The following is a 25283-nucleotide window of genomic DNA, read 5'->3' as shown; positions in this document are numbered from 1 at the left end:
GTCTCATGGGCTGCTCTTCTCTCGGAGAGTACGGGTACGGAGGGCGCGTCGCGGCGCAGCTGCTGATCAGCTACGCGGGGCGGCGGTCACGGGCGTTGCCGATTTGTGACGAGGGGAAGGCATTGACGTTGCCGGGAATCGGAGTCCATCATCCTCGCCAGGCAGTGTCAACGATGACATAAGTCAACGATGACACCACCGGGCGGCTTGCTCTGAACCCGTGCCGCTCGCTATCCCACAGGAGTCGATCATGCCTCGCACCACTCGTCTGTCCTCCTCCCTGCTCAGAGCCGCCGCGGTCACAGGCGTCGCGGCCCTCACTCTGACGGCCTGCGGGTCCGGCTCCGGATCAGGCTCCTCGAGCTCCGGCTCGGGCGACGTCAAGGTCGGGCTGATCACCAAGACGGACACCAACCCGTTCTTCGTGAAGATGAAGGAGGGCGCGGAGAAGGCCGCCAAGGCGGACGGCGTCCAACTGATGACCGCCGCAGGCAAGTTCGACGGTGACAACGCCGGTCAGGTCACCGCCATCGAGAACATGGTGGCCGCCGGGGTGAAGGGCATCCTCATCACCCCGAGCGACTCCAAGGCGATCGTGCCCGCGGTCCAGAAGGCCCGCGCCAAGGGCGTCCTGGTCATCGCCCTGGACACCCCGACCGAACCGCAGAGCGCGGTCGACGCCCTCTTCGCCACCGACAACCTCAACGCCGGCGAGCTGATCGGCGAGTACGCGAAGGCCGCCATGAAGGGCAAGACGGCGAAGATGGCCACCCTCGACCTCGCGCCGGGCGTCTCCGTCGGCGTGCAGCGGCACAACGGGTTCCTGAAGGGCTTCGGCGCCACCGACAAGGACGTCGCCTGCGCCCAGGACACCGGCGGCGACCAGGCCAAGGGCCAGACCGCGATGGAGAACTGCCTCCAGAAAGACCCCGACATCAACCTCGTCTACACGATCAACGAACCGGCCGCCCTGGGCGCATACACCGCGCTGAAGGCCAAGGGCCGGGAGAAGGACGTCCTGATCGTCTCGGTCGACGGCGGCTGCACCGGTACCCAGGCGGTCAAGGACGGGAAGATCGCCGCGACTTCTCAGCAGTACCCGCTGAAGATGGCGGCCGAGGGCGTCAAGGCCGTGGTGACGTACGCCAAGAAGGGCAAGAAGGCGTCCGGTTATACCGACACGGGCGTCAACCTGATCACCGCCAAGGCGCAGGCCGGGGTCACTTCCAAGGACACCGCGTTCGGCCTGCAGAACTGCTGGGGCTGAGCCGCCCCCAGGACCGTACGACTCCGCCTCTCCCCCTCAGCGGGGCGGCCGGCCCCTCCTCCCCGACCAGGGACGGTCGCCCCCCTCGTCTCCTTGTCCTCCGGCTCTGCCACGAGGACGGACAAGGACATCTGTCTTCCGACAAGGACTCCGTATGACAGCCACGACCACAACGCCGTACGCCGAGCTCAAAGCGCCGACCACGGCCCGCAGACTGCTCACGGCGCCGACCACCGGCCCGCTGGTCGCCCTCCTGTTGGCCTGTGCCTTCTTCTCTCTCTCGACCGACCAGTTCCTCACGGGCGGCAACTTTTCACTGATCGTGCAGCAGGTCATGGTCGTCGGCACCCTCGCCATCGGCCAGACGCTGATCATCCTCACCGCGGGCATCGACCTGTCGTGCGGTGCCGTGATGGCCTTCGGCAGCATCATGATGGCCAAGATGGCGGCCGAGGGAACCCTGCCCCCGCTCCTCGCCATCGCGCTGGGCCTGGCGGTCTGCGGCGGCTTCGGCCTGCTCAACGGGCTGCTGGCGCAGAAGATCCCGCTGCCCCCATTCATCGTCACCCTCGGCATGCTCAATGTGGCCTTCGCGCTGACCCACATCTACTCCGAGGAGCAGACCGTCACCAGCCTGCCCGGGCCACTGACGGCTCTCGGGCAGACCTTCCCGCTCGGCCACACCGACATCACCTACGGGTCCCTGGTCACCATCGCCCTGTTCCTCCTTCTCGCGTACGCGCTGAGCAGCACCGGTTGGGGCCGGCACGTCTACGCCCTGGGCAACAGCCAGGAGGCGGCGCGGCTCAACGGCATCCGCACCTCCCGCCTGACCATCGGCATCTACACCGTGGCCGGCCTGCTGTACGGCATCGCAGCCCTGCTGCTCATCTCCCGCACCGGAGTCGGTGACCCGCAGGCGGGCCAGACCGAGAACCTCGACAGCATCACCGCCGTGGTCCTCGGCGGCACCAGTCTCTTCGGCGGACGCGGATCGGTCCTGGGCACCTTCATCGGCGTCCTCATCGTCGGCGTCTTCCGCAACGGCCTGCAGCTGATGGGCGTCGCCTCCATCTACCAGACCCTGATCACCGGCGTTCTGGTGATCCTTGCGGTGACCGTCGACCAGATCTCCCGGAAGAGGGCCCGATGACCGCCACCACTTCCCCCACCCCTGTCCTGCAGGCCCGCGGTCTGGTCAAGCGCTATGGCCACGTCACCGCCATAGACGGCGCCGACTTCGACCTGCTGCCCGGCGAGGTGCTCGCCGTCATCGGCGACAACGGAGCCGGCAAGACCAGCCTCATCAAGGCCCTTACCGGGGCTCTGGTACCGGACGCGGGCGAGATACGCCTGAACGGAGAGCCCATCACCTTCTCCGGCCCACAGAGCGCACGCGCCCATGGCATCGAGACGGTGTACCAGGACCTCGCCGTTGCGGCCTCCATGGACATCGCCTCGAACATGTTCCTCGGGCGCGAGCTGCGCCGCCCGGGCGTCCTGGGCAATGTCTTCCGCATGCTCGACAAGAAGCGCATGCGTCAGGAGGCCGCCGGACACATGGCCGACCTGAAGATCGGGCTGCGTTCGCTGTCGCAGGCGGTGGAGACGCTCTCCGGCGGGCAGCGGCAGGCCGTGGCGGTGGCCCGCTCCGTCGCCTGGGCGCGCAGCGTCGTTGTCATGGACGAACCCACCGCCGCCCTCGGAGTCAAGGAGTCCGGTCAGGTGCTGGACCTCATCCGCCGCGTCCGCGACAAGGGTATGCCGGTCGTCCTGATCAGCCACAACATGCCCCATGTCTTCGAGATCGCCGACCGGATCCACGTCCACCGACTGGGTCGGCGGGCCGCTCTGATCAAGCCGTCGGACTACTCCATGGCGGAGGTCGTCGCCATCATGACCGGCGCCCTCACCCTGGACGAGGCCGGAGGTACTGTCGTCGCGGATTCGGATGCCGCGAAGGCTGCCGGAGTCCAGGCCACCTGACAACACAACCCAGCTCTCGCAGCTTCCGGCCGAGGCCGCGGCCGGAACCGACGAGCACAGGAGATGTTTCCCCCATGGCAGCGAACCGCCGCCCCACCCTGGCCGACGTCGCCCGAGAAGTGGGCGTCAGCGCCAAGACGGTCTCCCGCGTCCTCAACGAGGACGGCCCCGTCTCGGCGGAGACCAGGGAGCAGGTGCTCGCCGCAGTGGCCAAGCTCGGCTTCCAGCCGAACCTCATGGCACGCAACATCCGCGTCGGCGGCCCGGACACCACCGTCGGCCTGGTCATTCCCGACCTGGGCAACCCCTTCTTCGGAGCCGTGGCCCGCGCCATCGAGGACACGGTCCGCGATCGCGGCCTGACCCTGCTCATGGGCTCCTCCGCAGACGACGCCCACCGGGAACGCGCGCTGACGGACAAGTTCCTCGCCCGGCGTGTGAGCATCCTGATCGTCGTGCCGTCCGTCGGTGCCGACCACTCCCATCTCAAGCCTCACCGCACAGCGGGGCTGCCCGTGGTCTTCCTCGACCGGCCCGGAGTCGGCCTGGCCACGGACAGCATTGTCAGCTCCAACCGAGCAGGCGCCCACGACGGCGTCGCCCACCTCATCGCCCACGGGCACCGGCGCATCGGCTTCCTCGGCGACCTGCCCACAAAGCTCTACACCCGCCGCGAACGTTTCGCCGGATATCGCGAGGCCCTGCTGGAAGCGGACCTCCCCTACGACCGCTCGCTCGTCGCCAGCGCCCACGACCAGCAGGGGGCCGCGGCCGCGGCCGCGAAACTGCTCGGCCTGGCCGATCCCCCGACAGCCCTGTTCGCCGGCAACAACATCATGGCGCTGGGAATCGTCGCCGAACTCGCCCGCAGCAAGCGCAAGGACGTGGCCCTCGTCGCCTTCGACGACGTATCGCTCGCCGAGGCGCTGGAACCGGCCCTCACTGTCGTGGCCCAGGATCCCGAGGAAATCGGCCGCTCTGCCGCCGCCACCGCCCTGGCCCGCCTCGACGGCGACCGCTCCCGGGCCCGCACGATCACCGTCCCGACCCGCCTGATCGTCCGAGGCTCCGGGGAGCAACCCGCGCCCGAGCAGTAGGCGGCTCGACCCCGTCGGCCGAAGAGCCGCGACCACGCTGCGGGATCGCCACTGCGGAGAAGCGGCAGCCGTGAAGCGGGCGTCGGGTGCGGCAGCGTGCGGGTGGCCGTTGCGATCCTCGGTCCGCCCCGAATAACGGCCGCCGCTCTCCGGCTACCCACGCGCAGTCGCCCCCGTCCCCCACCATCGGCCGTTCCCCGACGCCGTCCTTGCCTGACCAACCGTCAGTGCACTCGGCGAAGGCTCAGCATGAGACCGGCTGAACGTGGCTACAGATGACCACAGGTGCACATCAGCCCAGTTCCCTGGTCCTTACCCTGACCTGGGAAACGCGAGTCCCGCGGGGAAGCCGGTAACGTGAGGAGCGAGCCGTGTTCTACTACCTGCTCAAGTACGTGTTCCTGGGTCCGCTGCTCAGACTGGTCTTCCGGCCCCGGATCGAGGGCCTGGAGCACGTACCCGCGTCGGGCGCGGCGATCGTCGCCGGCAACCACCTGTCCTTCTCGGACCACTTCCTGATGCCGGCGATGCTGAAACGTCGCATCACCTTCCTCGCCAAGGCGGAGTACTTCACCGGCCCCGGGGTGAAGGGCCGGCTCACCGCGTTCTTCTTCCGCAGCGCCGGGCAGATCCCGGTGGACCGTTCCGGCAAGGATGCGGGGCAGGCCGCGATCCGGGAGGGGCTCGGGGTGCTGCGCAAGGGGGAGCTGCTCGGCATCTATCCGGAGGGCACGCGTTCGCACGACGGCCGGCTGTACAAGGGCAAGGTGGGGGTCGCCGTGATGGCGCTGACGGCGGGGGTCCCGGTCGTGCCCTGCGCGATGATCGGCACGTTCGAGGCGCAGCCGCCCGGCAAGGTCGTACCCCGGATGCATCCGGTGACCATCCGCTTCGGCAGGCCGCTGGACTTCTCCCGCTATGCCGGCATGGAGCACGAGAAGGCCGTGCTGCGTGCGGTCACCGACGAGATCATGTACGAGATCCTGGCGCTGTCCGGTCAGGAGTACGTCGACGAGTACGCGGCCGTCGTCAAGGGGCGGCAAGCGGCGCAGGGCGCGAAGGAGCGCAGGTTCCCCCGGGCACGCCGCTGAGCTCCCCCTGCCGTCGGCGGCAGAACCGTGCCGGCGGCGGTCCGTGCGTCCGGGGTTCCGTGTGAAGAGGGCTGTGCGATCGGGGCGAGCGGGCGGCTCGGCCGTCCGGTGGTGGACGCCTGGCGCACGGCATGAGAGAGGGGCGGCCGGGAGTGCGGCCGCCCCTCGTCGCCGTGGCGGTGCGGTTACGGCTTGGGCGTGGCGTGCGGGTCGCAGGTCACGTCCGTGCCGTCCAGCTTGCCGCCCAGCAGGTAGGCGTCGACGCGCTGGTTGATGCAGGGGTTGACCAGGCTGGTCACGCCGTGGGAGCCGGCGTTCTTCTCGGTGATCAGGCGGGAACCCTTGAAGCGCTTGTGCAGTTCGACGGCACCGTCGTACGGGGTGGCGGCGTCCCGGGTGGACTGGACGATCAGCACGGGCGGCAGGCTCTTGTGCGTCCGGACGTCGAGCGGGGTGAGCTGCTTGCCGGGCCAGGTGGCGCAGGGCAGGTTCATCCAGGCGTTCGACCAGGTCAGGAAGGGGTGGTCGCGGTGCAGCCGGGTGTTGTCCCGGTCCCACTTGCGCCAGCTGGTGGGCCACTTGGCGTCGGTGCACTCGACGGCCGTGTAGACGGCGTTGCCGTTCTCGGCGGCGATGTTGCCGGCGGTGTCGGACAGGTCCGGGGCGGCCGCGTCGACGAGTGCCTGGGTGTCACCGGCGACGTACTTGCTGAAGACCGTCGCGACCGGCACCCACGAGGAGTCGTAGTACGGCGCGCTCTGGAAGAAGGAGATCAGCTCGGCCGGGCCGACGACCCCGCCGATCGGGTGCTTCTTCGCCGTGGTGCGCAGGTCGAGCCACTTGGCCTGGACGGCGGCGCGGGTGGTGCCGAGGTGGAAGGCGGCGTCGTTCGCGGCGACCCAGTCCTGCCAGTCCTGCCAGCGACGCTCGAAGGCGACGTCCTGGTCCAGGTTGGCCTGGTACCAGATCTTCTCGCGGGAGGGGTTGACCACGCTGTCGACGACCATGCGGCGCAGGTGGCCCGGGAAGAGCGTGCCGTAGACGGCGCCGAGGTAGGTGCCGTAGGAGACGCCGAGGTAGTTGAGCTTCTTCTCGCCCAGCGCGGCGCGGACGACGTCGAGGTCGCGGGCGGTGTTCGGCGTGGTCATGTGCGGCAGCATGGCGCCGCTGCGCTTGGCGCAGCCCTCCGCGTACGCGCGGGCCAGCTTGCGCTGCGCGGTCTTGTCGGCCTCGCTGTCCGGCACCGGGTCCAGCTTCGGGGCCTTGACGAACTCCTGCGGGTCGACGCAGGAGATGGGCGCTGAGTGGCCGACACCGCGTGGGTCGAAGCCGACGAAGTCGTATGCCTTGGCGACGTTGGCCCAGACGGGGTTCTTGGTGGTGATCCGGCGCGGGAAACGCAGTCCGGAGCCGCCGGGGCCGCCCGGGTTGTAGACGAGGGCGCCCTGGCGCTCCGTCTTGCTGCCGGTGTTGCCGATGCGGTCGACGGCCAGCTTGATCTGCTTGCCGTACGGGTGGGCGTAGTCCATCGGCACGCTGACCCAGCCGCACTGGATGGGCTTCTCCAGCCCCCAGTCGGCGGGGCAGTCCTGCCAGTCGATGCCGGCCTTGGCGGCCCGGGCGGCGGCGATCTCGGCGCCCTTGGCCTCCCGGTCCGGTGCGGGCCGGGAGACGGCGCCGGCCGTGGGGGCCGCCAACGCGCCGGCGACCAGGGTGGCGGTGACGAGTACTCCGGCCGAACCGAGCGCCATAAGGCGGCTCTTGGGTCTGTTCTCCTTCAAGTGGGCCCCTCCCCGAACCTCGCTGCAAGTGGTCAGGCGGGGATCCTCTCGGCTGTGAGCCCGCGGAGAACAGGGTCCTTCAGTCTTCTTTACCAATCCGATAACCGGATGATCATGTTCGTGACGCGAAAACTGCCGGCCGGCGTCTCAGGGGCGCTTCAGCTGAGCCTGGTCAGCGCCTCGTCCAAGAGCCGTCGCAGTCGCAGGGCGTCCGGCGCGACGGCGCTGACCAGAACCGCCGGTCCGGCCAGCGGTATCAGGGCCGCACACTCGCCCAGCATCTGCGCCTCGACCGCGGACTCCGCGAACTCCGACCGCACGACGACCAGTTGACCCACCGCCCGATGGCCGGCCAGTACCGCCGGACCGTCCCAGCCGCCCGGTGCGCCGGGGCCGCAGGCCAGTTCCTGGTCCAGCACGGTCCGGCCGGCGACCCGCACGGTCAGTCGACTGGTAAGCCGTCCGGGCTGCTCCCCGGCCCGGCCGAGCACCTGCTCCTCGCGCAGGACCAGCCGGGCGCCGGCACCGAGTTCGACCCGGGTCGTGACGTACAGGTCGCTGCCGTCGGCGGAGATCAACTGCTCGGGCATCCAGTGCAGTTCGCCGCCGTCGGCCACGTCGAGCCGGACGTCGTACCGGGCCTCGCCCTTGGCCTGGCCCGGCAGGGCGATGGTGGCGGCGGCCGATCCGACGTGCAGCCGGGCGCCCTCCTCCACCCGTGCGGCCAGCGTGAAGCGGTCACCGCCGAGCGGTCCGCTCATCGCGCCGACCACCATGACCCTGGCCCCGGACCCGGTCGACCGGGTGCGGCGCAGCGCCAGCGGGCCCTCACCGTCCAGTACGGGCAGGGCCGTACCGCCGCGGCCGTCGGCGCGGGCGACGATCCGGGCGCTCGCCCGGACCCCGGTGACGGTCACGCCGTCCACGCGGCGAGCCGCCCGCGGACCCACGCGGCCACCTCCGCGACCCCGGACTCCCCGCGCAACGACTGCAAGACTACCGGGAGTTCGGCCCGCTGCCTCTTGGCGTCGGCGGCCATCCGGGCGAGGTCGGAGCCGACGTACGGGGCGAGGTCCGTCTTGTTGACGACGAGCAGGTCGGCGGTGGTGACGCCGGGTCCGCCCTTGCGCGGGATGTCGTCTCCGCCGGCGACGTCGATCACGAAGATCTGGGCGTCCACCAGCCCCCTGGAGAAGGTGGCGGTGAGGTTGTCACCGCCGGACTCGACGAGGATCAGGTCCAGCGGGCCGACCGCGTCCTCCAGGTCCTCGACGGCTTCGAGGTTGGCGGAGATGTCGTCGCGGATCGCGGTGTGCGGGCAGGCGCCCGTCTCCACGGCGGTGATCCGCTCGGGCGGCAGCACGGCCTCCCGGAGCAGGAACTCGGCGTCCTCGCGGGTGTAGATGTCGTTGGTGACGACCGCGAGGGACAACTCCTCGCGCAGCTCCCGGCAGAGGGCGGCGACGGTGGCGGTCTTACCGGATCCGACGGGCCCACCGAGACCGATGCGCAGGGCCCGCCGGGCCCCGTCGGGGCGGCGCGCGTCCGCGCTGACGGCGGCGGGACCGGGATGGGTGTGGTCGAGGTGCATGTGCGGCTCCTTGTGCGAATGGCCTCGGGCCGGCGAGGGCCACTGCTGGTGCGAGCGGGTCGGGTGGGTGGGGCTACGGGTCCGGGGGCCGGAGGCGGGACCACCGCTCTTCGGTCGAGCGAGTCGGAGGGGTGGGGTTACGAGTCCGGGGTCCGAGGTGGGCCGGTCGCTGTTCGGCCGATCGAGTCGGGTGGGCGGGTGGGCTGCGTCATGACGCGAACAACCGCACCGGCCACCCGGCATGCGCCTCGGCCATGACCTCCAGCAGCGGTGCCGACGCAGCGGGCAGGGTGTCGACCCCCTCGGCGGCCACTGTCCGCGCCGCATCCACCGCGGCATCCGCCACGCGGTCCAGCTCCGGTGCCAGCCGGGCCAGGACACCCGTCGCGTCGAACGGGTCGAGGCTGAGCAGACGGACGGTGGCCGTGGCCGGCCCGCTCACGCTCTCGTACACCGCGCAGTGGGCCGCGTCCCCGGGCCCGAGTCCGGCCGCCCGGGCGGCAAGCCCGAGCACGACCGGCTGATGGGCTCCTTTGGGGAACTCCCGTGCCACGGCGTCGAGTTCCGCGGACGGCCAGCTCGCACGGGCGGCCCGCAGCAGCTGCCTGCCCAGGCGCCGCGCAGCGGTCCGCAGCGCCGGGGAGGGGGTGCGGGCGTCCGCCGCCGCGTCCAACTCCGCCGGATCCACGCCCAGTACGGCGGCAGCGGCGAGCGCCCCCGCGACCAGCCCGGCGGTGTGCAGCCGGCCCCGGCAGAACTCCTCCAGGCTCGCGGCGTCGGTGACACGGCCCGCCTTGACGGCGGCCTCCGCCCCGCCGGAGTGCGCGTGTCCTCCGGCGGGGAACCGGCCGTCGGCCAGGACGAGCAGGGCGGCCCGGGACATGACCGGCGCCATCAGAAGAGGAAGTAGCGCTGGGCCATCGGCAGTTCGACGGCCGGGGCGGCCTCGACCAGTTCGCCGTCGATGTGCACGGCGAAGCTGTCGGGGTCGATCCGGACGTCCGGCCGGGCGTCGTTCTCGCGCATGTCGGCCTTGGTGACCGCACGCGTGGACGCGATCGCCACGAACCGTTTGCCGAGCCCCAGCCGCTCCGGCAGCCCGTCCTCGATCGCCAGGTCCGCGACGAAGTTGACGGAGTTGGCGGCGGGGGCCCGGCCGATCGCGCCGTACATCGGGCGCGGCAGGATCGGCTGCGGGGTGGGGATGGAGGCGTTGGCGTCGCCCATCTGCGCGTACGCGATCTGTCCGCCCTTGACGACGAGGAGCGGCTTGACGCCGAAGAACGCCGGCTCCCACAGCACGAGGTCGGCGAGCTTGCCGGTCTCGACGGAGCCGATCTCGGTGGCGAGGCCCTGGGCGAGCGCCGGATTGATCGTGTACTTGGCGACATAGCGCCGTACCCGGTGGTTGTCGGCGCGGCCGTCGCCGGGCAGCGCGCCCCGCCGGCGCTTCATGACATGGGCCGTCTGCCAGGTGCGCAGGACGACCTCGCCGACGCGGCCCATGGCCTGGGAGTCGGAGGAGATGATCGAGATCGCGCCGAGGTCGTGGAGGATGTCCTCCGCGCCGATGGTGGACGGGCGGATCCGGGACTCGGCGAAGGCCAGGTCCTCGGGGACGGCCGGGTTGAGGTGGTGGCACACCATCAGCATGTCGAGGTGTTCTTCGGTCGTGTTGACGGTGAACGGCCGGGTCGGATTGGTGGAGCTGGGCAGTACGTTGGGCTGCGAGACCACGGTCATGATGTCGGGCGCGTGGCCGCCGCCGGCGCCTTCGGTGTGGTACGAGTGGATGCCCCGGCCCGCGATCGCGGCGAGGGTGTCGCCGACGAAGCCCGCCTCGTTCAGGGTGTCGGTGTGGATGGCGACCTGGATGCCGGTCCGGTCGGCGACCGTGAGCGCGGCGTCGATCACGGCGGGCGTGGAGCCCCAGTCCTCGTGCAGCTTCAGGCCGACGGCGCCGCCGCGGATCTGGGAGAGCATCGCCTCGCGGCTGACGGTGTTGCCCTTGCCGAGGAAGCCGACGTTGACCGGGTAGGCCTCCATCGCCTCCAGCATCCGGGCCAGATGCCAGGGGCCGGGGGTGACGGTGGTCGCCTTGGATCCCTCGGCGGGCCCGGTGCCGCCGCCGACCAGGGTGGTGATGCCGGAGGCCAGTGCCTCGTCGGCGACCTGGGGGCAGATGAAGTGGACGTGCGCGTCGATGGCGCCGGCGGTGAGGATGCGCCCGTTGCCGGCGATGATCTCGGTCTCGGGGCCGATGACCAGGTCGGGGTGGACGCCGTCCATGGTGTCGGGGTTGCCGGCCTTGCCGATCGCGGCGATCCGGCCGTCGCGGATGCCGACGTCGGCCTTGACGATGCCCCAGTGGTCGACGATGACGGCGCCGGTGATGACGGTGTCGGGCGTGCCCTCGGCCCGGGTGGCGCGGGACTGGCCCATGGACTCGCGGATGACCTTGCCGCCGCCGAAGACCGCCTCGTCCCCGGAGCTGCCGGGGCCGCCGGAGCGGTCCTCCTCGATCTCGATCAGCAGGTCGGTGTCGGCGAGCCGGATCCGGTCACCGGTGGTGGGCCCGAACAGGTCGGCGTAGGCGGCGCGGGAGATCTCAGGCATCGAGGGCGCCCCCCGTCTCGCCGCGCAGTCCGGGCACGATCCGGGCGCCGGCCAGCGGCACGAGTTCGATCTCGGCGGGGATGCCGGGCTCGAAGCGGACGGCGGTGCCGGCGGCGACGTTGAGCCGCTTGCCGCGCGCGGCGGCACGGTCGAACTCCAGGCCGGGGTTGGCCTCGGCGAAGTGGTAGTGGGAGCCGACCTGGACCGGCCGGTCGGCGGCGTTGAGGACGGTCAGACGGGTGACCTCACGACCGTCGTTGACGGCGACGGGGCCGTCCGCGAACAGGATCTCTCCGGGAATCATCGCGGCCCCCTTCAGATGATCGGCTCGTGAACGGTGACCAGCTTGGTGCCGTCCGGGAAGGTGGCCTCCACCTGGACGTCGTGGATCATCTCCGCGACACCGTCCATGACGTCGTCCCGGCTCAGCAGCTTGCGCCCGGAGGACATCAGCTCGGCGACGCTGCGGCCGTCCCGCGCGCCCTCCAGGATGTGCGACGTGATGAGGGCGACCGCTTCCGGGTGGTTGAGCTTGAGCCCGCGGGCCCTGCGCTTCTCGGCCACGTCGGCTGCCACATGGATCAGCAGCCTCTCTTGCTCGTGCGGGGTCAGTTGCACGTCCCACCTCACAGTCCTTGCTCCGGACCGTGCGGGGTCCGGCTGCCGCAGCCACTCACGACGGGATAGGTGTAACACACAGACAAATCCCCGGATCGTCGTCAATCCCGGGCAGAAAAACCCCTGGTGGCATGGATCGGCAGGCTAGAACGCCGGAGTTTCAACGACGTTAACCAGACCTTGATCGGCTCATGACCGGCCGATGGGCCCCCGTGGAGGAGGTGCGGCTCAGGACGCGCCCGGCCGCCGGTGCTCCGCCGCGATGCCGAAGCGCTGCTGTTCACGCGGAGCGGAACCGACTTCGCGCACCCCGGAGACGGAGCTGATGATCTGCTCCTCGGCCGGCTCCTCCAGCGCGTCGAGCCGCTCCAGATCGGCGGCCGAGACCAGCGCGACCAGCGGCTTGCCGTGTCGGGTCACGACGACGCGCTCACCGCCGTACACCACGCGGTTGATCAGGTCGGCGAGCTCAGCCCTGGCTTGCGTCACCGGAATCTCGTAGGCCATACCCCCATTCTAACTTCACGTACGTCCTGTACATTTTTTACAGAAGCCGAGCCCTCCGGGGCCGCGTCATGAGGAGGCGTCTGTCCATGTCCCGACCGTCCGCCCGCTATGTCCTGCCCGAGTTCACCGAGCGCACCGGGGCCGCCGTGCGCACCCTCGACCCGTACGGGAAGCTCTTCGAGGACCGGATCGTCTTCCTCGGCACACCGGTCGACAACGCGGCGGCGAACGACGTGACGGCGCAGCTCATGTACCTGGAACACGCGGCGCCGGACCGGGACATCACGCTGTACGTCAACTCGCCCGGCGGTTCCTTCGACGCCATGGCCGCGATCTACGACACGATGCAGTACGTCAGTTGTGACGTCGTCACCTACTGCCTCGGACAGGCCGCCTCCTCGGCCGCCGTGCTGCTCGCGGCCGGCGCACCCGGCAAGCGGTTCACCCTGCCCGGCGCCCGGATGGTGATCGAGCAGCCCGCACTCCCCGAGCCGGTGCGCGGCCAGCCCAGCGACCTGGTCATCCAGGCCGAGGAGTTGGCCCGGGTCCGCGCCACGCTGGAGGAGATGCTCGTCCGGCACACGGGGCGCACGGCGGAGCAGATCCACGAGGATCTGGAGCGTGACCTGATCCTGGACGCCCGGGCAGCGCTCGCCTACGGCCTGGTGGATGGCATCGTGCCCAGCCGCCGGGACACGCCCGGCGCATCGGACGGGAGGTGAGCCGCCCGTGCTGCCGGACCTGCCGCCCCTGCCCGCACTGACCCGCGCCGAGGGCGAGTTGATCGACCGCTACCTGGAGACGGTCGACCTGCTGGGCCGTATCAACCCGGCCCGGCCCGGGGACACCTACCACGGGCTGCGCGCGGCCCAGGCCCTGGTGCGCAAGGCGGCAGAGCTGCGCGACGCGCTCGTCCTGATGCACCAGCGGGGTGAGACGGAGCTGCACGGGGACACGCTGGCACGGGCGTTGCGGGTGCTGGACGGTGAGCGCCGTGCCGCTCGCGTCGCGCTCCCGCCGGACGGTGTCGGCTGAGCCGGACACCCCGTCCGGCCCGACGCACCCGCGCGTCGACACGTGCCGTTCGGGCCGGACTTGAAACGGCCCGAACGACGTACCCCCGACCGGTGTACTTCCTGATCGTTTTCCGGGCCTCCCCGGTTGCGCAGCGCGCCGGTTCACTGGCCGCCGAAAACCGCTTCGTCCCAGGTCCGGGGCTACGTCCGGGACCTGACGGGCACTCGAACACAGCAGTGTCCACCCGAACGGGTGAGTGGTGAGTAACGCCACAAATCCCCGATTTCATTGGGATTTTCAGACAGTCGTGAGCCAAGATCCCTGTCTGACGACAAGCCCCCGCCACCGCGGCGGGGCGGTCCGGGCGGACGCCGAGTCCTGCCGCCGCCCGGATGACCGGTCGACAGGAGTGGATCGGCAGGAGTGGAGGACCCAAGCAAGGCGGGTCGCTGGAACGGATGTTCGTCTGTTCGATACGGACGGGCTTGAGGTTCCGAGCAGCCCTTGGGGTGAAGCCGCGGCAACGCGGCCGGGCAACTTCGCCAGCCCGAATCCGACAGGTCATCCTTCACAGGCGGCTGACGAAGGGTTGCGCATGACTGCGCTCAATCGTGTCCCGTCGCTGATGGCCCGGGCCGGCACGGCCTCGGCTCTGACCCTTGCCGCCGTGGGCGGCTCGATCGCGGTGCCCGGTCTCGCCACCGACGCCTCGGCGGCGACCACGGCGACGAAGGCTCTCCAGGTCGCGGCCTCCAAGAAGGGTGCCCCGTACGCCTGGGGAGCCACCGGACCGCGCAGGTTCGACTGCTCGGGGCTGACGCTCTACTCGTTCAAGAAGGCGGGCAAGAAGCTGCCGCGCACCGCTGCGCAGCAGTACAACAAGTCCCACCACATCTCCGCCAGGAACCGCAAGGCGGGCGACCTGGTCTTCTTCCACTCGGGTTCCAGCGTCTACCACGTCGGCATCTACGCCGGCCACGGGAAGATCTGGCACGCGCCGAAGACCGGAGACGTGGTGAAGCTGCAGAAGATCTGGACGAAGAGCGTCTGGTACGGCCGGGTCAGCTGACCCGACGTCACGGCAGGAGCGGCTCGAGCAGCAGGGCCGCTCCGAGCGCCGTCAGCGCCACCCCGGTGCCCGCCTGGAGCCCACGGGCGGCCCGGGGCCGGCGCAGCCACCTGCCGAGCCGGTCCACCAGCAGGGCGACCACCTGGAACCACACCAGCGCCACCGTGCACACGATGAGCGCGAGCAGCAGGGTCCGGGGCAGGGCGGGGCTTCCCGCGGGCACGAACTGCGGCAGCAGACTCAGGAAGGTCAGCGATGCCTTCGGATTGAGCACGTTGGTGACGAAACCCTGCCGGAGCGGATGGGCGGCTCCGGCCGCGGCCTCCTGCGGTGCCTGGGCGGGCCGCCGCAGCGCCCACAGGGTGCGCACCCCGAGCTGGAGCACATAGGCGCCGCCCACCAGTTGCACCGCCCGGAACAGCGCCGGTACGGCGAGCAGGACGGCCGCGACGCCGGCCACCGCCAGGGTGGTGTGCACCAGCAGGCCGGCCGCGATGCCGAGCCCGCAGACCGCGCCGGCGCGGCGCGAGACGAGCGCGTTGCGGACGACCACGGCGAAGTCGGCGCCCGGCATGGCGACCAGACCGGCGGCGATCCCGGCGAAGGCGATGAGCTGTCCGTCCATGCCGTCCAGGTTGCCTCGCAGGAGCCTTCAGCAGGTATTTCGAATCATCACGGTCTGCCTTAAGCACTGCTTTAGGCTGGGCTCATGTACGACCCCACCCGGCTCGCCGCGCTCGTGGCGGTGGCGGAGGCCGGCTCGATCACCCGGGCCGCCGACCGGCTCGGTTACACGCCGCCGGCCCTCTCCCAGCAGCTGGCCAAGCTGGAGCGGGAGGCGGGCACGGCGCTGCTGGTGCGCCACCATCGCGGGGCCCGGCTCACGGAGGCCGGCGAGGTGCTGGTGGACCACGCCCGGAGGGTGCTCGACGAACTGGAGCGGGCCCGGCACGAGCTGGCGCGGCTGACCGGTCTCACCGGCGGCGCGCTGCGGCTCGGCACCTTCCCGACCGCCGGTGTGCATCTGCTGCCGCCGGCGCTGAGCGCGTTCCGCCGGGCGCATCCCGACGTACGGCTGTCGGTCGCGGACTACGACCCGCCGGCCGGGGTCACGGCGGTGGCGGCCGGCGAGGTGGACCTGGCGCTCACCCACACCTACCAACCGGCCGAGCCGGTGCCCGTACCGTCCTCGGTGCGGCTGGAGCCGGTCCTGGTGGAGGAGCTGGTGCTGGTGACCGCGCCGGGCCACGCGCTCGGCAGTGCCTCGTCCCGGCTGCCGCTGGCGGAGCTGGCCGGGCAACCGCTGATCAGCATGGCGCCGCACCATCCGGCCCGGCGGGAGATCGAGGGCCTGCTCGCCGCGGCGGGCGCAACCCCGGCGCTGCTGGTGCCGACCCCCGGGTACGCCGTGGTGTGCGCGCTCGTCAGCGCCGGTCTGGGGGTGGCCGTCGTACCGGAGATGGTGGCGCGGACCGCGACCACACCGGTCGGGGTACGGCCGCTGGAGGGCGGACGGCTGCGCCGGACCATCTCGGTGGCGTACCGCGCGGAGGAGACGAATCCGGCGGCGGACGCCTTCCGGGCGCTGCTGCGGGGGGCGTTCGGGCGGGCGCACCAGGCTTCGGTCCGTTAGCGCCTCGCTTCCGGGCTGCGGCTTCCCGGGCGCGGCCTGCGCCCGGAGGGCTACGGCTCCTGCTGTCCGGCCGCCGGTACCGGTGCGGCCGGGATCGCCCAGGGGAGTTCGATGGAGACCGTCTTGCCGCCCTCACGGGTGGGGCGGATGCGGAGCCTGCCGCCGCACTCCGCGGTGAGACAGCGGATGATGACCATGCCGCGGCCGTTGTCCTGCTGCACGGCGGCGGGCAGTCTCTTCGGGAAGCGGGGATGGCTGTCCGTGACGCCGATGCGCAGGTGCTCGTCATGGTGCAGCGCGATGTCGACCGTGAAGGTGGGTGACTGACCGAAGGTGTGCTGTACGGCGTTGGTGGCGAGCTCGGAGACGATGAGCCGGACGGTGTCGGCGGTCTCGGTGTCCGACGGCAGGCCCCACTCCGCGAGAGTGCCCACGACGTAGGAGCGGGCGGCGGAGACCGAGGCGGGATCGCTCGGCAGAGTGACGGATGCTTCCAGGTGGTCTGCCATGGCGACGTCGTCCCTTTCCCACGGGACCGCGGTCCGACATACAGCGGATGGTTCGAGTACGGTCCCGGACTGGTGCTTGCTCGCCAGACTGCCATCAACGGCCGGTCACGGGGGGCGATCCACCGAGATGTGCATATATCTGTCGCTCGAAGCGGTGAACTCTGCGACGCGAAACCGTATTTGGGCGGCCCGGAAGGAGTAAGGAGGAGCCCATGCAGAACGGTCCGGCGGTGCGCCGCCGCAAACTGGGCGCCGAACTGCGCACGCTGCGTACCGGCGCTGGGCTCACAAGCGGTGAGGCGGCCCGGCTGGTCGGCTGGCACCAGTCGAAGGTGAGCCGCATCGAGACCGGCGCCAGTGGCGTGAAACCAGCCGATCTGCGGTTACTGCTCGACGCCTACCAGGTGCGGGACAGCCATCTGCGCGAGCTGCTGCTGATGCTGGCGGGGTCGGAGGACACGGGCGGCCGGCACCGCTGGTGGCACGCCTATCGCGGGGTGCTGCCGCCCACCTACCGCGACTTCATCAGTCTGGAATCGCAGGCGAGCGCCATGCGCACCCTGGAGACCACGGTCGTACCCGGTCTGCTCCAGACGGCCGAGTACGCCCGCGCGGTCACCCGGGCGGCCGTGAAGGACCTGGACGAGGACCGCCTGGACACGCTGGTGGAGGTGCGTCTGGCCAGGCAGGACGTGCTGCGCTCGGATCCGCCGCCGGTGCTGAGCGCCGTGCTGGACGAGGCGGTGCTGCGCCGCGAGGTCGGCGGGCCCGGGGTGATGGCCCGGCAGCTGGAACGGCTGATGGAGGCCGCCCGCCTGCCCCAGGTACGGCTCCAGGTGCTGCCGTTCGCGGCGGGAGCGCATGTCGGCCTCACCGGGCCTTTCGTTATTTTCTCATTTCCGAGCACTTCTGATCTAGATGTGGTTGTTCTCGACCAGTTGACGAGTAGCCTCTACCTGGAACGGAAAGAAGACCTCATGGCCTACTCCGAGGCCTTCAGCACCCTTCAGTTCCACGCCCTTTCCCCCCAGGAATCGTTGGACTACATCGCCGGGATAGGTGACGGCGCGTAAGGAGGCACCATGTCAGCTCTGCCTCGGAACGTCCCTGCCAGTACCGACTTGCACGACGTGCACTGGCTGCGCAGCAGCTACAGCACGGGAGCCAACAACTGCGTGGAGACGGCCCGGCCGTGCTCCGGCCCCGGGGCCGGCGCGCTCGCCGTGCGCGACTCGAAGAACCCGGCCGGACCCGCCCTGCTCTTCTCCACCGAGAGCTGGGCGGGGTTCATCACCACGCTCTGATCAAAATCGATCAGTTTTTCGTTACTTTCGCGCGACACACGGCCATGTCACGCCGACTCATGGTCGCGTTTCGCCGATGACTCGTACAGCGCGTTCGATCTCCGCCCCGGAGAGGTCCGCGCGGGCGGTCAGCCTCAGCCGCGAGATGCCGTCGGGCACGGAGGGAGGACGGAAGCAGCCCACGGCCAGACCCGCCGTACGGCAATCGGCCGCCCAGCGCACCGCCTGCTCCGGGGACGGAGCCCGCACGGAGACCACCGCGGCGTCCGGACGCACCGCTTCCAGACCCGCGGCGGTCAGCCGTGCATGCAGTTCGGCGGCGACCTCGCGGGCCCGCGCCGCCCGCTCCGGCTCGCGCTCCAGCAGCCGCAGCGCCGCCAGCGCGGCACCGGCCGCCGCCGGTGCCAGGCCCGTGTCGAAGATGAAGGTCCGGGCCGCGTTGACCAGGTGGTCGATCACCCGCGCCGAGCCGAGCACCACCCCGCCCTGACTGCCCAGCGACTTGGACAGGGTGGCCGTGACGACCACGTCCTCGGCGCCCGCGAGCCCGGCCGCGTACGGCGCGCCCCGGCCGCCGTCGCCCAGCACGCCGAGTCCGTGGGCGTCGTCCACCACCAACCCCGCGCCGTACTCCCGGCACGCCGCGGCCAGCGCGGCCAGCGGGGCCCGGTCCCCGTCGACGGAGAACACCGTGTCGGACACGACGATCGCCGCGCCCTCGTGCGTGGCCAGGGCCTTGCGTACGGCCTCGGGGTCGGCGTGCCCGACGACCTGCTTCTCGCCCCGGGCGAGCCGGCAGCCGTCGATGAGGGAGGCGTGGTTGCCCGCGTCGGAGACGATCAGCGAGCCGTGCGGACCGAGCGCGGTGACCGCGGCCAGGTTGGCGGCGTACCCGGAGGAGAACACCAGGGCCGCCTCGAACCCGCAGAACGCGGCCAGCGCCCGCTCCAGCTCGGTGTGCAGCTCGGTGGTGCCGGTGACCAGCCGGGAGCCGGTGGAGCCGCCGCCCCAGTCCCGGGCGGCCCGGGCGGCTCCCTCGGTGACCTCGGGGTGACGGGCCAGGCCCAGATAGTCGTTGCTCGCCAGGTCCAGCAGCGGCGAGTCGGCGGGGCGCGGGCGCAGAGTCCGCACAAGTCCGGCCCGGCTGCGCGCATGGGCCTGCTCGTCGATCCAGCCGAACGCCATGGGTCCTCCGGTGCTTTTGTAGGTAGCGGACAGACCCTAGCGGCACGGCCGTCCGCCCATGGTGTGGCAATACCCACACGGTGATCCCGCTTCGTTGTGCAAACTCTCCTTGGCCGGGAGCGGTCCCGTAGGACAGGATCGGACCTCATGGACCTGCTGAAGACGCTGGTGGACAAGGGGCTTCGGCGCGAGCTGCCGACCCGCGAGGAAGCACTCGCCGTACTGGCCACCTCCGATGACGACCTGCTCGACGTGGTGGCCGCGGCCGGCAAGGTGCGCCGGCACTGGTTCGGGCGCCGGGTGAAGCTCAACTATCTGGTCAACCTCAAGTCCGGGCTCTGCCCGGAAGACTGCTCGTACTGCTCCCAGCGGCTCGGCTCCAAGGCGGAGATCCTCAAGTACACCTGGCTCAAGCCGGACGAGGCGTCCGAGGCCGCCGCCGCGGGCCTCGCGGGCGGCGCCAAGCGGGTGTGTCTGGTGGCCAGCGGACGCGGCCCGACGGACCGGGACGTGGACCGGGTCTCACAGACCATCAAGACGATCAAGGAGCAGAACGAGGGCGTCGAGGTGTGCGCCTGCCTCGGCCTGCTCTCCGAGGGGCAGGCGGAGCGGCTGCGCGAGGCGGGCGCGGACGCCTACAACCACAACCTCAACACCTCGGAGTCAACGTACGGGGACATCACGACCACCCACACGTACGCCGATCGGGTGGACACGGTGCAGAAGGCGCACGCGGCCGGTCTGTCGGCGTGTTCGGGTCTGATCGCGGGCATGGGCGAGTCCGACGAGGACCTGGTCGACGTCGTCTACTCGCTGCGTGAGCTGGACCCGGACTCGGTGCCGGTGAACTTCCTGATCCCGTTCGAGGGCACCCCGCTGGCCAAGGAGTGGAACCTCACTCCGCAGCGCTGCCTGCGGATCCTGGCGATGGTCCGGTTCGTCTGCCCGGACGTGGAGGTCCGTATCGCGGGCGGCCGCGAGGTCCATCTGCGCACGATGCAGCCGCTGGCTCTGCACCTGGCCAACTCCATCTTCCTCGGCGACTACCTGACCAGCGAGGGCCAGGCCGGCAAGGCCGACCTGGAGATGATCGCGGACGCCGGCTTCGAGGTGGAGGGCGCCGGCGAGGTCACCCTGCCGGAGCACCGGGCGACGGCCGCCGGGGGCGGCGGGTGCGGATCCCACGAGGGCGCCGGGTGCGGGTCGCACGCGGAGGCCGGATGCGGGTCGCACGCGGAGGCCGGATGCGGGTCGCACGCGGAGGCCGGATGCGGGTCGCACGCCGGTGGCGGCGTGTGCGGTACGGCGGCCGTGCCGGCCGCGCAGGAGCCGCGGACCGACCTCGTCGCCGTCCGCCGCCGGGGTGCCGGTACGGACCTCGCGCCCAATGCCTGACCTCGGTGTGCCGGAGCTGCTGGAGCTGGACCGGCGGCACGTGTGGCATCCGTACGGCCCGATGCCCGGGCGTGCCGAACCGCTCGTCGTGGAGGCGGCGAGCGGGGTCCGGCTGCGGCTGGCGGACGGTTCCGGCGAGCTGATCGACGGCATGTCGTCGTGGTGGTCGGCCATCCACGGCTACAACCACCCGGTCCTCAACGAGGCCGCGCGCGACCAGCTGGGGCGGATGAGCCATGTCATGTTCGGCGGGCTCACCCACGAGCCCGCCGTCCGGCTCGCCAAACTCCTTGTCGACATGTCGCCGGACGGTCTGGAACACGTCTTCCTGGCCGACTCGGGGTCCGTGTCGGTCGAGGTCGCGGTGAAGATGTGCCTCCAGTACTGGCGTTCGCTCGGCCGGCCGGGCAAGCAGCGGCTGCTGACCTGGCGCGGCGGTTACCACGGGGACACCTGGAACCCCATGTCGGTGTGCGACCCCGAGGGCGGGATGCACGAGCTGTGGACCGGCGTGCTGCCGCGCCAGCTCTTCGCGGACGCACCGCCCGCCGCGTACGAGGAGTCGTACGCCGAGCAGCTGCGCGAGCTGATCGCGCGGCACGCCGACGAGCTGGCCGCGGTGATCGTGGAGCCGGTGGTGCAGGGCGCGGGCGGGATGCGCTTCCACTCCCCCGGCTATCTGCGAGTGCTGCGCGAGGCGTGCGACGCGCACGACGTCCTGCTGGTGTTCGACGAGATCGCCACCGGCTTCGGCCGCACCGGCGCGCTGTTCGCGGCGGACCACGCGGCCGTCACCCCGGATGTGATGTGCGTGGGCAAGGCGCTGACCGGCGGCTATCTGACGATGGCGGCCACCTTGTGCACCGCGCGGGTCGCCGACGGGATCTCCCGGGGCGAGGTGCCGGTGCTCGCGCACGGCCCGACGTTCATGGGCAACCCGCTGGCGGCGGCCGTCGCCTGCGCCTCCATCGAGCTGCTGCTGGGGCAGGACTGGCCGGCGGAGGTCAAGCGGATCGAGGCGGGTCTCAGGGAGGGCCTGGCGCCGGCGCGAGAGATTCCCGGGGTGCGGGACGTCCGGGTCCTCGGGGCCATCGGGGTGGTCCAGCTCGACCACGAGGTCGACATGAAGGCGGCCACCGACGCCGCCGTGCGGGCGGGCGTGTGGCTGCGCCCGTTCCGCGACCTGGTCTACACGATGCCGCCGTACGTCACCTCGGACGAGGACGTGGCACGGATCGCGCGCGCCGTGTGCGCCGCGGCACAGGAGGGATGACATGCCGGTACTGGTGATCACGGGCACGGGCACGGAGGTCGGCAAGACCGTCACCACCGCCGCCGTCGCCGCCGCGGCGCTCGCCGCCGGGCGCTCGGTCGCCGTGCTGAAGGCCGCCCAGACGGGCGTACTGCGGGACGAGCGCGGGGACGCGGACGAGGTCGCGTGGCTCGCGGGCCCGGTCACGACCGACGAACTCGCCCGTTTTCCCGAGCCGTTGGCGCCGGGCACGGCGGCCCGCCGGGCCGGGATGGCGCCGGTGCACCCGCAGGAGGTGGCCGAACGGGCCGCCAAGCTGGCCACCGAGCACGATCTGGTGCTGGTGGAGGGCGCGGGCGGGCTGCTCGTCCGGTTCGACGCGGCGGGCGGGACCCTGGCCGACGTGGCCCGGCTGCTGCGCGCGCCGGTGCTGCTCGTCGCGCAGGCCGGGCTCGGCACGCTCAACGTCACCGAGCTGACGGCTCGCGAACTGCGGCGCCAGGAGCTGGAGCTGGCGGGAGTCGTGATCGGCAGCTGGCCCGCCGAGCCCGATCTGGCGGCCCGCTGCAACGTGGCCGACCTGCCGGAGGTCGCCGCCGCCCCGCTGCTCGGCGCGCTGCCCGCCGGCGCCGGGGCGCTGCCTCCCGCCCGTTTCCGCTCGGCGGCACCGGGCTGGCTCGCCCCTCGGCTGGACGGCACCTGGGACGCGGAGGCGTTCCGGGTACGCGAGGCGCCGTAGCACCGCGCGGGCGTACGACAGCGCCGCTCACCCCTCGGTTCCCGTCCGGGTGGGTGGCCGTCCCGCGGGGACCGGCGGACGGCTCGTACCGGCGTCGAAGCGAACCGGTACCGTCCGCGTCCGCGCCGGGCGGGGTGCATCGGGCGGGGACGGCCGGGTGCGGCCGGTTCGGAGCGGGTGCGGCCCGTTCGGGCCGGGTGCGGCCGGTTCGGAGCGGGTGCGGCCCGTTCGGAGCGGGTGCGGCGGCGAGGCGCGGGGGACACTCTCTCTAGGACCGTCCTGTCCAGGGAGGTTGCCATGCGGCTGCTGTCCACCCGCTCCGGCCAGGTGGCGCGGAGTCCCGTCCGCCATCCGGTGTTCGCCCGTTACTACGCCCGGGTCAGCGTGGGCGCCGACGCCCGGCTCGGGATGGCTGCGATACGGCAGCGGCTGCTCGCCGGGCTGTCCGGGCGGGTGATCGAGATCGGCGCGGGCAACGGGCTGAACTTCCGGCACTATCCCGGGACCGTCGCGGAGGTCGTCGCGATCGAACCGGAGCCGCTGCTCAGGCAGTTGGCGCTGGAGGCAGCGCTGCGCTCCGAGGTGCCGGTCGACGTGGTGCCGGGTACGGCGGAGGCCCTGCCGGTCAAGAGCGAGGCGTTCGACGCGGCCGTGCTGTCGCTGGTGCTGTGCAGCGTGCGGGATGTGACGCGGGCGCTCGGCGAGGTACGACGGGTGCTCAAGCCCGGCGGCGAGGTGCGGTTCTTCGAGCACGGGCAGGGCGGCGGCCGGGTGATGACGCTGACCCAGCAGGCCCTGGACCGCACCGTGTGGCCCGTCCTCAGCGGCGGCTGTCATCTGGCCCGGGAGCCGGTCGCCGCGCTGCGCGACGCCGGGTTCCGCCTCGGGCCGCACCGGCGGGTGATGCTGCCGGAGAAGGGACCGGTGCTGCCGATGTCGTACTGTGCGCTGGGAGTCGCCTGGCGACCGGACGAGCCGGACGCGCGCTGACCGGACGCCGCGGTCAGATGCTCCAGCGGCGCAGTTCGCGGGCGATGTCGTCCACGCTCGCCGCGCCGTCCTTCACCAGCCGGGCGAGGTCCCTGACCTGTTCGGGTGTGGGGACCGCCTTCACTCCGCTGGCGACCAGATAGGCGTAGGCGACCGCGGAGGCGAACAGCGCGTTGGAGCGTTCCAGCGCCGGTACGTGGATCAGCAGCTGGAGCAGGGAGGCGGCGCGGGCCTGCGGGGTGTCGTACACGGGCACGCCGAATATCTCGGCCCGGTGCCGGGCGACGGCGGCGACCAGGGCGCCCCAGTCGGTGACCTGCGGGTCCCCCGGGGTGCGCTGTTCGGCGAGCATGAGCAGCCAGGCGAGGTCGATGCTCAGATCGTTCACCGGACCGGTTTCCGGGGGGCGGCTTCCGCGGTCTTCACGGGATCAGCGGCGGCCTTCACCGGCGTCGGCCGCGCGGGGCTCGCCGAACTCCTCGGCGAACACCGACTCGTACTGCTTCATGAAGTCGGCGGCGGCCTCGACGAACGTGCGGCCCGATTCGCCGGTGTCCTGTCTGACCAGCTCTTCGATGTAGCGGTTGACGCTGATGCCGCGTTCCAGGGCGCGCTCGCGGGCGGCGCGGGCGGTGCCCTCGTCCACGCGCACGTTCAGCTGGGTCTTCGCCATGCCTCGACGCTAGCGCCGGAACGCTAGCGGCGGCAAGGGCGCGCGGTGGCGCTGCGCCGGGCCCCGGGTGTCCCTTACGCTCGCCCCGGGACGGGCGGTACAGGCGACCGGGAGGCGGTCTTGTCCACACCTGCTGCGCAGCATGCACCCGGCCAGACGCGGGACGGCGCGATCGCGGCCCGCGCCCGCGGGCTGACCAAGGCGTACGGCTCCGGTGAGACGGCCGTGCTCGCCCTCGACGCGGTGGACGTGGACATCGCGCGGGGCCGGTTCACCGCCGTGATGGGCCCCTCGGGGTCCGGGAAGTCCACGCTCATGCACTGCCTCGCGGGCCTGGACACGGTCTCGGCCGGTCGGGTGTGGCTCGGCGGCACCGAGATCACGGGGCTGCGGGAGCGGGAGCTGACCCGGCTGCGGCGGGACCGGGTGGGGTTCGTCTTCCAGTCGTTCAACCTCATCCCGACGCTGACGGCGGCCGAGAACATCACCCTGCCGATGGACATCGCGGGCCGGAAGCCGGACCCGGGGTGGCTGGACCAGGTCATCGACGCGCTGGGGCTGCGGGACCGGCTGACGCACCGGCCGGCCCAGCTCTCGGGCGGCCAGCAGCAGCGGGTCGCGTGCGCGCGGGCGCTGGCCTCCCGGCCCGAGCTGATCTTCGCCGACGAGCCGACCGGCAACCTGGACTCGCAGGCCGGCCTGGAGGTGCTGGGCTTTCTGCGCGATGCCGTCGACGGCCTCGGGCAGACCGTCGTCATGGTCACCCACGACCCGGGCGCCGCCGCCCACTCCGACCTGGTGCTCTTCCTCGCCGACGGGCGGATCGTGGACGAGATGCCGCGGCCGACGGCGGACGCCGTGCTGGAGCGGATGCGTGTGTTTCCCGGGGGAAACCCCCGGACCCCCCGGTCCGGCGTGGTCCGAGGCCGGCTCGGCGACGACGTCACCGCCCAGGAGGACTGA

At 71.6% G+C, this 25283-nt stretch carries 29 protein-coding genes; 16 read left to right on the top strand and 13 right to left on the bottom strand.

From position 1 onward, the window contains the following. Positions 1–250: 250 nt before the first annotated feature. The 5 genes from ACZ7DL_RS28855 to ACZ7DL_RS28835 all read left to right on the top strand — a co-directional run bounded on the left by ACZ7DL_RS28855 (position 251) and on the right by ACZ7DL_RS28835 (position 5441). Positions 251–1267: a substrate-binding domain-containing protein gene (locus ACZ7DL_RS28855; RefSeq protein WP_470778471.1), complete on the top strand. Its 1017-nt coding sequence runs from the start codon at positions 251–253 to the stop codon at positions 1265–1267. Between the two features lie 154 nt (positions 1268–1421). Next, the gene (locus tag ACZ7DL_RS28850; RefSeq protein ID WP_470778469.1) at positions 1422–2420 is read left to right on the top strand and encodes an ABC transporter permease; all 999 of its coding nucleotides are present in this window, start codon (positions 1422–1424) and stop codon (positions 2418–2420) included. Further along, a complete protein-coding gene (locus ACZ7DL_RS28845) occupies positions 2417–3253 on the top strand; it encodes an ATP-binding cassette domain-containing protein (RefSeq protein ID WP_470778467.1) in 837 nt (278 codons plus the stop codon). Before ACZ7DL_RS28850 ends, ACZ7DL_RS28845 begins: the two co-directional genes overlap by 4 nt. Positions 3254–3327: 74 nt before the next feature. Further along, on the top strand, positions 3328–4350 hold the full coding sequence (locus ACZ7DL_RS28840; RefSeq protein WP_470778465.1) for a LacI family DNA-binding transcriptional regulator: 1023 nt from the start codon (positions 3328–3330) through the stop codon (positions 4348–4350). Between the two features lie 371 nt (positions 4351–4721). Further along, positions 4722–5441 (top strand): lysophospholipid acyltransferase family protein, encoded by a 720-nt coding sequence (locus tag ACZ7DL_RS28835; RefSeq protein ID WP_470778463.1) that lies wholly within the window; start codon positions 4722–4724, stop codon positions 5439–5441. A 185-nt stretch (positions 5442–5626) separates the two neighbouring features. Here the strand turns inward: ACZ7DL_RS28835 and ACZ7DL_RS28830 are convergent, their stop codons facing one another. The 8 genes from ACZ7DL_RS28830 to ACZ7DL_RS28795 form a co-directional block, all read right to left on the bottom strand. Continuing rightward, entirely contained in the window at positions 5627–7192 is a 1566-nt protein-coding gene (locus tag ACZ7DL_RS28830) for an alpha/beta hydrolase (RefSeq protein WP_470778487.1), read from the bottom strand. A 188-nt stretch (positions 7193–7380) separates the two neighbouring features. Then, positions 7381–8139, bottom strand: coding sequence for an urease accessory protein UreD (locus ACZ7DL_RS28825; protein WP_470778486.1), 759 nt, complete (start codon positions 8137–8139; stop codon positions 7381–7383). Next, positions 8136–8813, bottom strand: a complete 678-nt coding sequence (gene ureG / locus ACZ7DL_RS28820) for an urease accessory protein UreG (RefSeq protein ID WP_470778462.1) — start codon at positions 8811–8813, stop codon at positions 8136–8138. The genes ACZ7DL_RS28825 and ureG overlap by 4 nt, the downstream gene beginning before the upstream one ends. A gap of 208 nt (positions 8814–9021) precedes the next feature. After that, on the bottom strand, positions 9022–9696 hold the full coding sequence (locus tag ACZ7DL_RS28815) for an urease accessory protein UreF (protein WP_470778483.1): 675 nt from the start codon (positions 9694–9696) through the stop codon (positions 9022–9024). An 11-nt stretch (positions 9697–9707) separates the two neighbouring features. Next, on the bottom strand, positions 9708–11429 hold the full coding sequence (locus tag ACZ7DL_RS28810) for an urease subunit alpha (protein ID WP_470778461.1): 1722 nt from the start codon (positions 11427–11429) through the stop codon (positions 9708–9710). After that, on the bottom strand, positions 11422–11733 hold the full coding sequence (locus ACZ7DL_RS28805) for an urease subunit beta (RefSeq protein ID WP_470778460.1): 312 nt from the start codon (positions 11731–11733) through the stop codon (positions 11422–11424). Before ACZ7DL_RS28805 ends, ACZ7DL_RS28810 begins: the two co-directional genes overlap by 8 nt. 11 nt (positions 11734–11744) lie before the next feature. Continuing rightward, the gene (locus ACZ7DL_RS28800) at positions 11745–12047 is read right to left on the bottom strand and encodes an urease subunit gamma (RefSeq protein ID WP_360746432.1); all 303 of its coding nucleotides are present in this window, start codon (positions 12045–12047) and stop codon (positions 11745–11747) included. A gap of 228 nt (positions 12048–12275) precedes the next feature. After that, entirely contained in the window at positions 12276–12554 is a 279-nt protein-coding gene (locus tag ACZ7DL_RS28795) for a type II toxin-antitoxin system Phd/YefM family antitoxin (RefSeq protein ID WP_470778459.1), read from the bottom strand. Between the two features lie 86 nt (positions 12555–12640). Here ACZ7DL_RS28795 and ACZ7DL_RS28790 point away from each other — a divergent pair, with 86 nt between their 5' ends. The 3 genes from ACZ7DL_RS28790 (at position 12641) to ACZ7DL_RS28780 (ending at position 14640) form a co-directional block, all read left to right on the top strand. Further along, positions 12641–13276, top strand: a complete 636-nt coding sequence (locus ACZ7DL_RS28790; RefSeq protein WP_470778457.1) for an ATP-dependent Clp protease proteolytic subunit — start codon at positions 12641–12643, stop codon at positions 13274–13276. Between the two features lie 7 nt (positions 13277–13283). After that, on the top strand, positions 13284–13589 hold the full coding sequence (locus ACZ7DL_RS28785; RefSeq protein ID WP_470778456.1) for a hypothetical protein: 306 nt from the start codon (positions 13284–13286) through the stop codon (positions 13587–13589). A 577-nt stretch (positions 13590–14166) separates the two neighbouring features. Next, positions 14167–14640 (top strand): C40 family peptidase, encoded by a 474-nt coding sequence (locus tag ACZ7DL_RS28780; protein ID WP_470778454.1) that lies wholly within the window; start codon positions 14167–14169, stop codon positions 14638–14640. Positions 14641–14647: 7 nt separating this feature from the next. Here ACZ7DL_RS28780 and ACZ7DL_RS28775 read toward each other — a convergent pair whose 3' ends face one another. Continuing rightward, positions 14648–15265, bottom strand: a complete 618-nt coding sequence (locus ACZ7DL_RS28775) for a LysE family translocator (RefSeq protein WP_470778452.1) — start codon at positions 15263–15265, stop codon at positions 14648–14650. A gap of 84 nt (positions 15266–15349) precedes the next feature. Here ACZ7DL_RS28775 and ACZ7DL_RS28770 point away from each other — a divergent pair, with 84 nt between their 5' ends. Further along, complete coding sequence (locus ACZ7DL_RS28770; RefSeq protein WP_470778451.1) at positions 15350–16273, top strand: LysR family transcriptional regulator; 924 nt, start codon at positions 15350–15352, stop codon at positions 16271–16273. Positions 16274–16323: 50 nt separating this feature from the next. Here the strand turns inward: ACZ7DL_RS28770 and ACZ7DL_RS28765 are convergent, their stop codons facing one another. Beyond that, complete coding sequence (locus tag ACZ7DL_RS28765) at positions 16324–16782, bottom strand: ATP-binding protein (protein ID WP_470778447.1); 459 nt, start codon at positions 16780–16782, stop codon at positions 16324–16326. Positions 16783–16994: 212 nt separating this feature from the next. On the opposite strand from ACZ7DL_RS28765, the gene ACZ7DL_RS28760 reads away from it, so the two are divergent. Next, complete coding sequence (locus ACZ7DL_RS28760; protein ID WP_470778446.1) at positions 16995–17855, top strand: helix-turn-helix domain-containing protein; 861 nt, start codon at positions 16995–16997, stop codon at positions 17853–17855. 9 nt (positions 17856–17864) lie between these two features. Beyond that, complete coding sequence (locus ACZ7DL_RS28755; protein ID WP_470778444.1) at positions 17865–18086, top strand: DUF397 domain-containing protein; 222 nt, start codon at positions 17865–17867, stop codon at positions 18084–18086. A 57-nt stretch (positions 18087–18143) separates the two neighbouring features. On the opposite strand, the gene ACZ7DL_RS28750 is transcribed toward ACZ7DL_RS28755, so the two are convergent. Continuing rightward, entirely contained in the window at positions 18144–19271 is a 1128-nt protein-coding gene (locus tag ACZ7DL_RS28750) for an 8-amino-7-oxononanoate synthase (protein WP_470778443.1), read from the bottom strand. 147 nt (positions 19272–19418) lie between these two features. On the opposite strand from ACZ7DL_RS28750, the gene bioB reads away from it, so the two are divergent. The 4 genes from bioB to ACZ7DL_RS28730 all read left to right on the top strand — a co-directional run bounded on the left by bioB (position 19419) and on the right by ACZ7DL_RS28730 (position 23647). Further along, entirely contained in the window at positions 19419–20666 is a 1248-nt protein-coding gene (gene bioB, locus ACZ7DL_RS28745) for a biotin synthase BioB (protein ID WP_470778442.1), read from the top strand. Continuing rightward, positions 20659–21939, top strand: a complete 1281-nt coding sequence (locus ACZ7DL_RS28740; RefSeq protein WP_470778440.1) for an adenosylmethionine--8-amino-7-oxononanoate transaminase — start codon at positions 20659–20661, stop codon at positions 21937–21939. Before bioB ends, ACZ7DL_RS28740 begins: the two co-directional genes overlap by 8 nt. Position 21940: 1 nt before the next feature. Then, entirely contained in the window at positions 21941–22657 is a 717-nt protein-coding gene (gene bioD / locus ACZ7DL_RS28735) for a dethiobiotin synthase (RefSeq protein ID WP_470778438.1), read from the top strand. A gap of 297 nt (positions 22658–22954) precedes the next feature. Further along, positions 22955–23647, top strand: a complete 693-nt coding sequence (locus ACZ7DL_RS28730; RefSeq protein WP_470778437.1) for a class I SAM-dependent methyltransferase — start codon at positions 22955–22957, stop codon at positions 23645–23647. A gap of 13 nt (positions 23648–23660) precedes the next feature. Here ACZ7DL_RS28730 and ACZ7DL_RS28725 read toward each other — a convergent pair whose 3' ends face one another. Together ACZ7DL_RS28725 and ACZ7DL_RS28720 are read right to left on the bottom strand one after the other, a co-directional pair. Beyond that, positions 23661–24035, bottom strand: coding sequence for a fic family toxin-antitoxin system, toxin component (locus ACZ7DL_RS28725; RefSeq protein WP_470778435.1), 375 nt, complete (start codon positions 24033–24035; stop codon positions 23661–23663). Positions 24036–24077: 42 nt separating this feature from the next. After that, a complete protein-coding gene (locus ACZ7DL_RS28720; RefSeq protein WP_470778433.1) occupies positions 24078–24320 on the bottom strand; it encodes a toxin-antitoxin system HicB family antitoxin in 243 nt (80 codons plus the stop codon). 120 nt (positions 24321–24440) lie between these two features. Here ACZ7DL_RS28720 and ACZ7DL_RS28715 point away from each other — a divergent pair, with 120 nt between their 5' ends. Then, complete coding sequence (locus ACZ7DL_RS28715) at positions 24441–25283, top strand: ABC transporter ATP-binding protein (protein ID WP_470778431.1); 843 nt, start codon at positions 24441–24443, stop codon at positions 25281–25283.

This window comes from Streptomyces sp. NPDC036984 (assembly GCF_055607665.1).
Note: the sequence above shows the minus strand (reverse complement) of the source record. Positions and strands in the feature narration are given on the sequence as shown.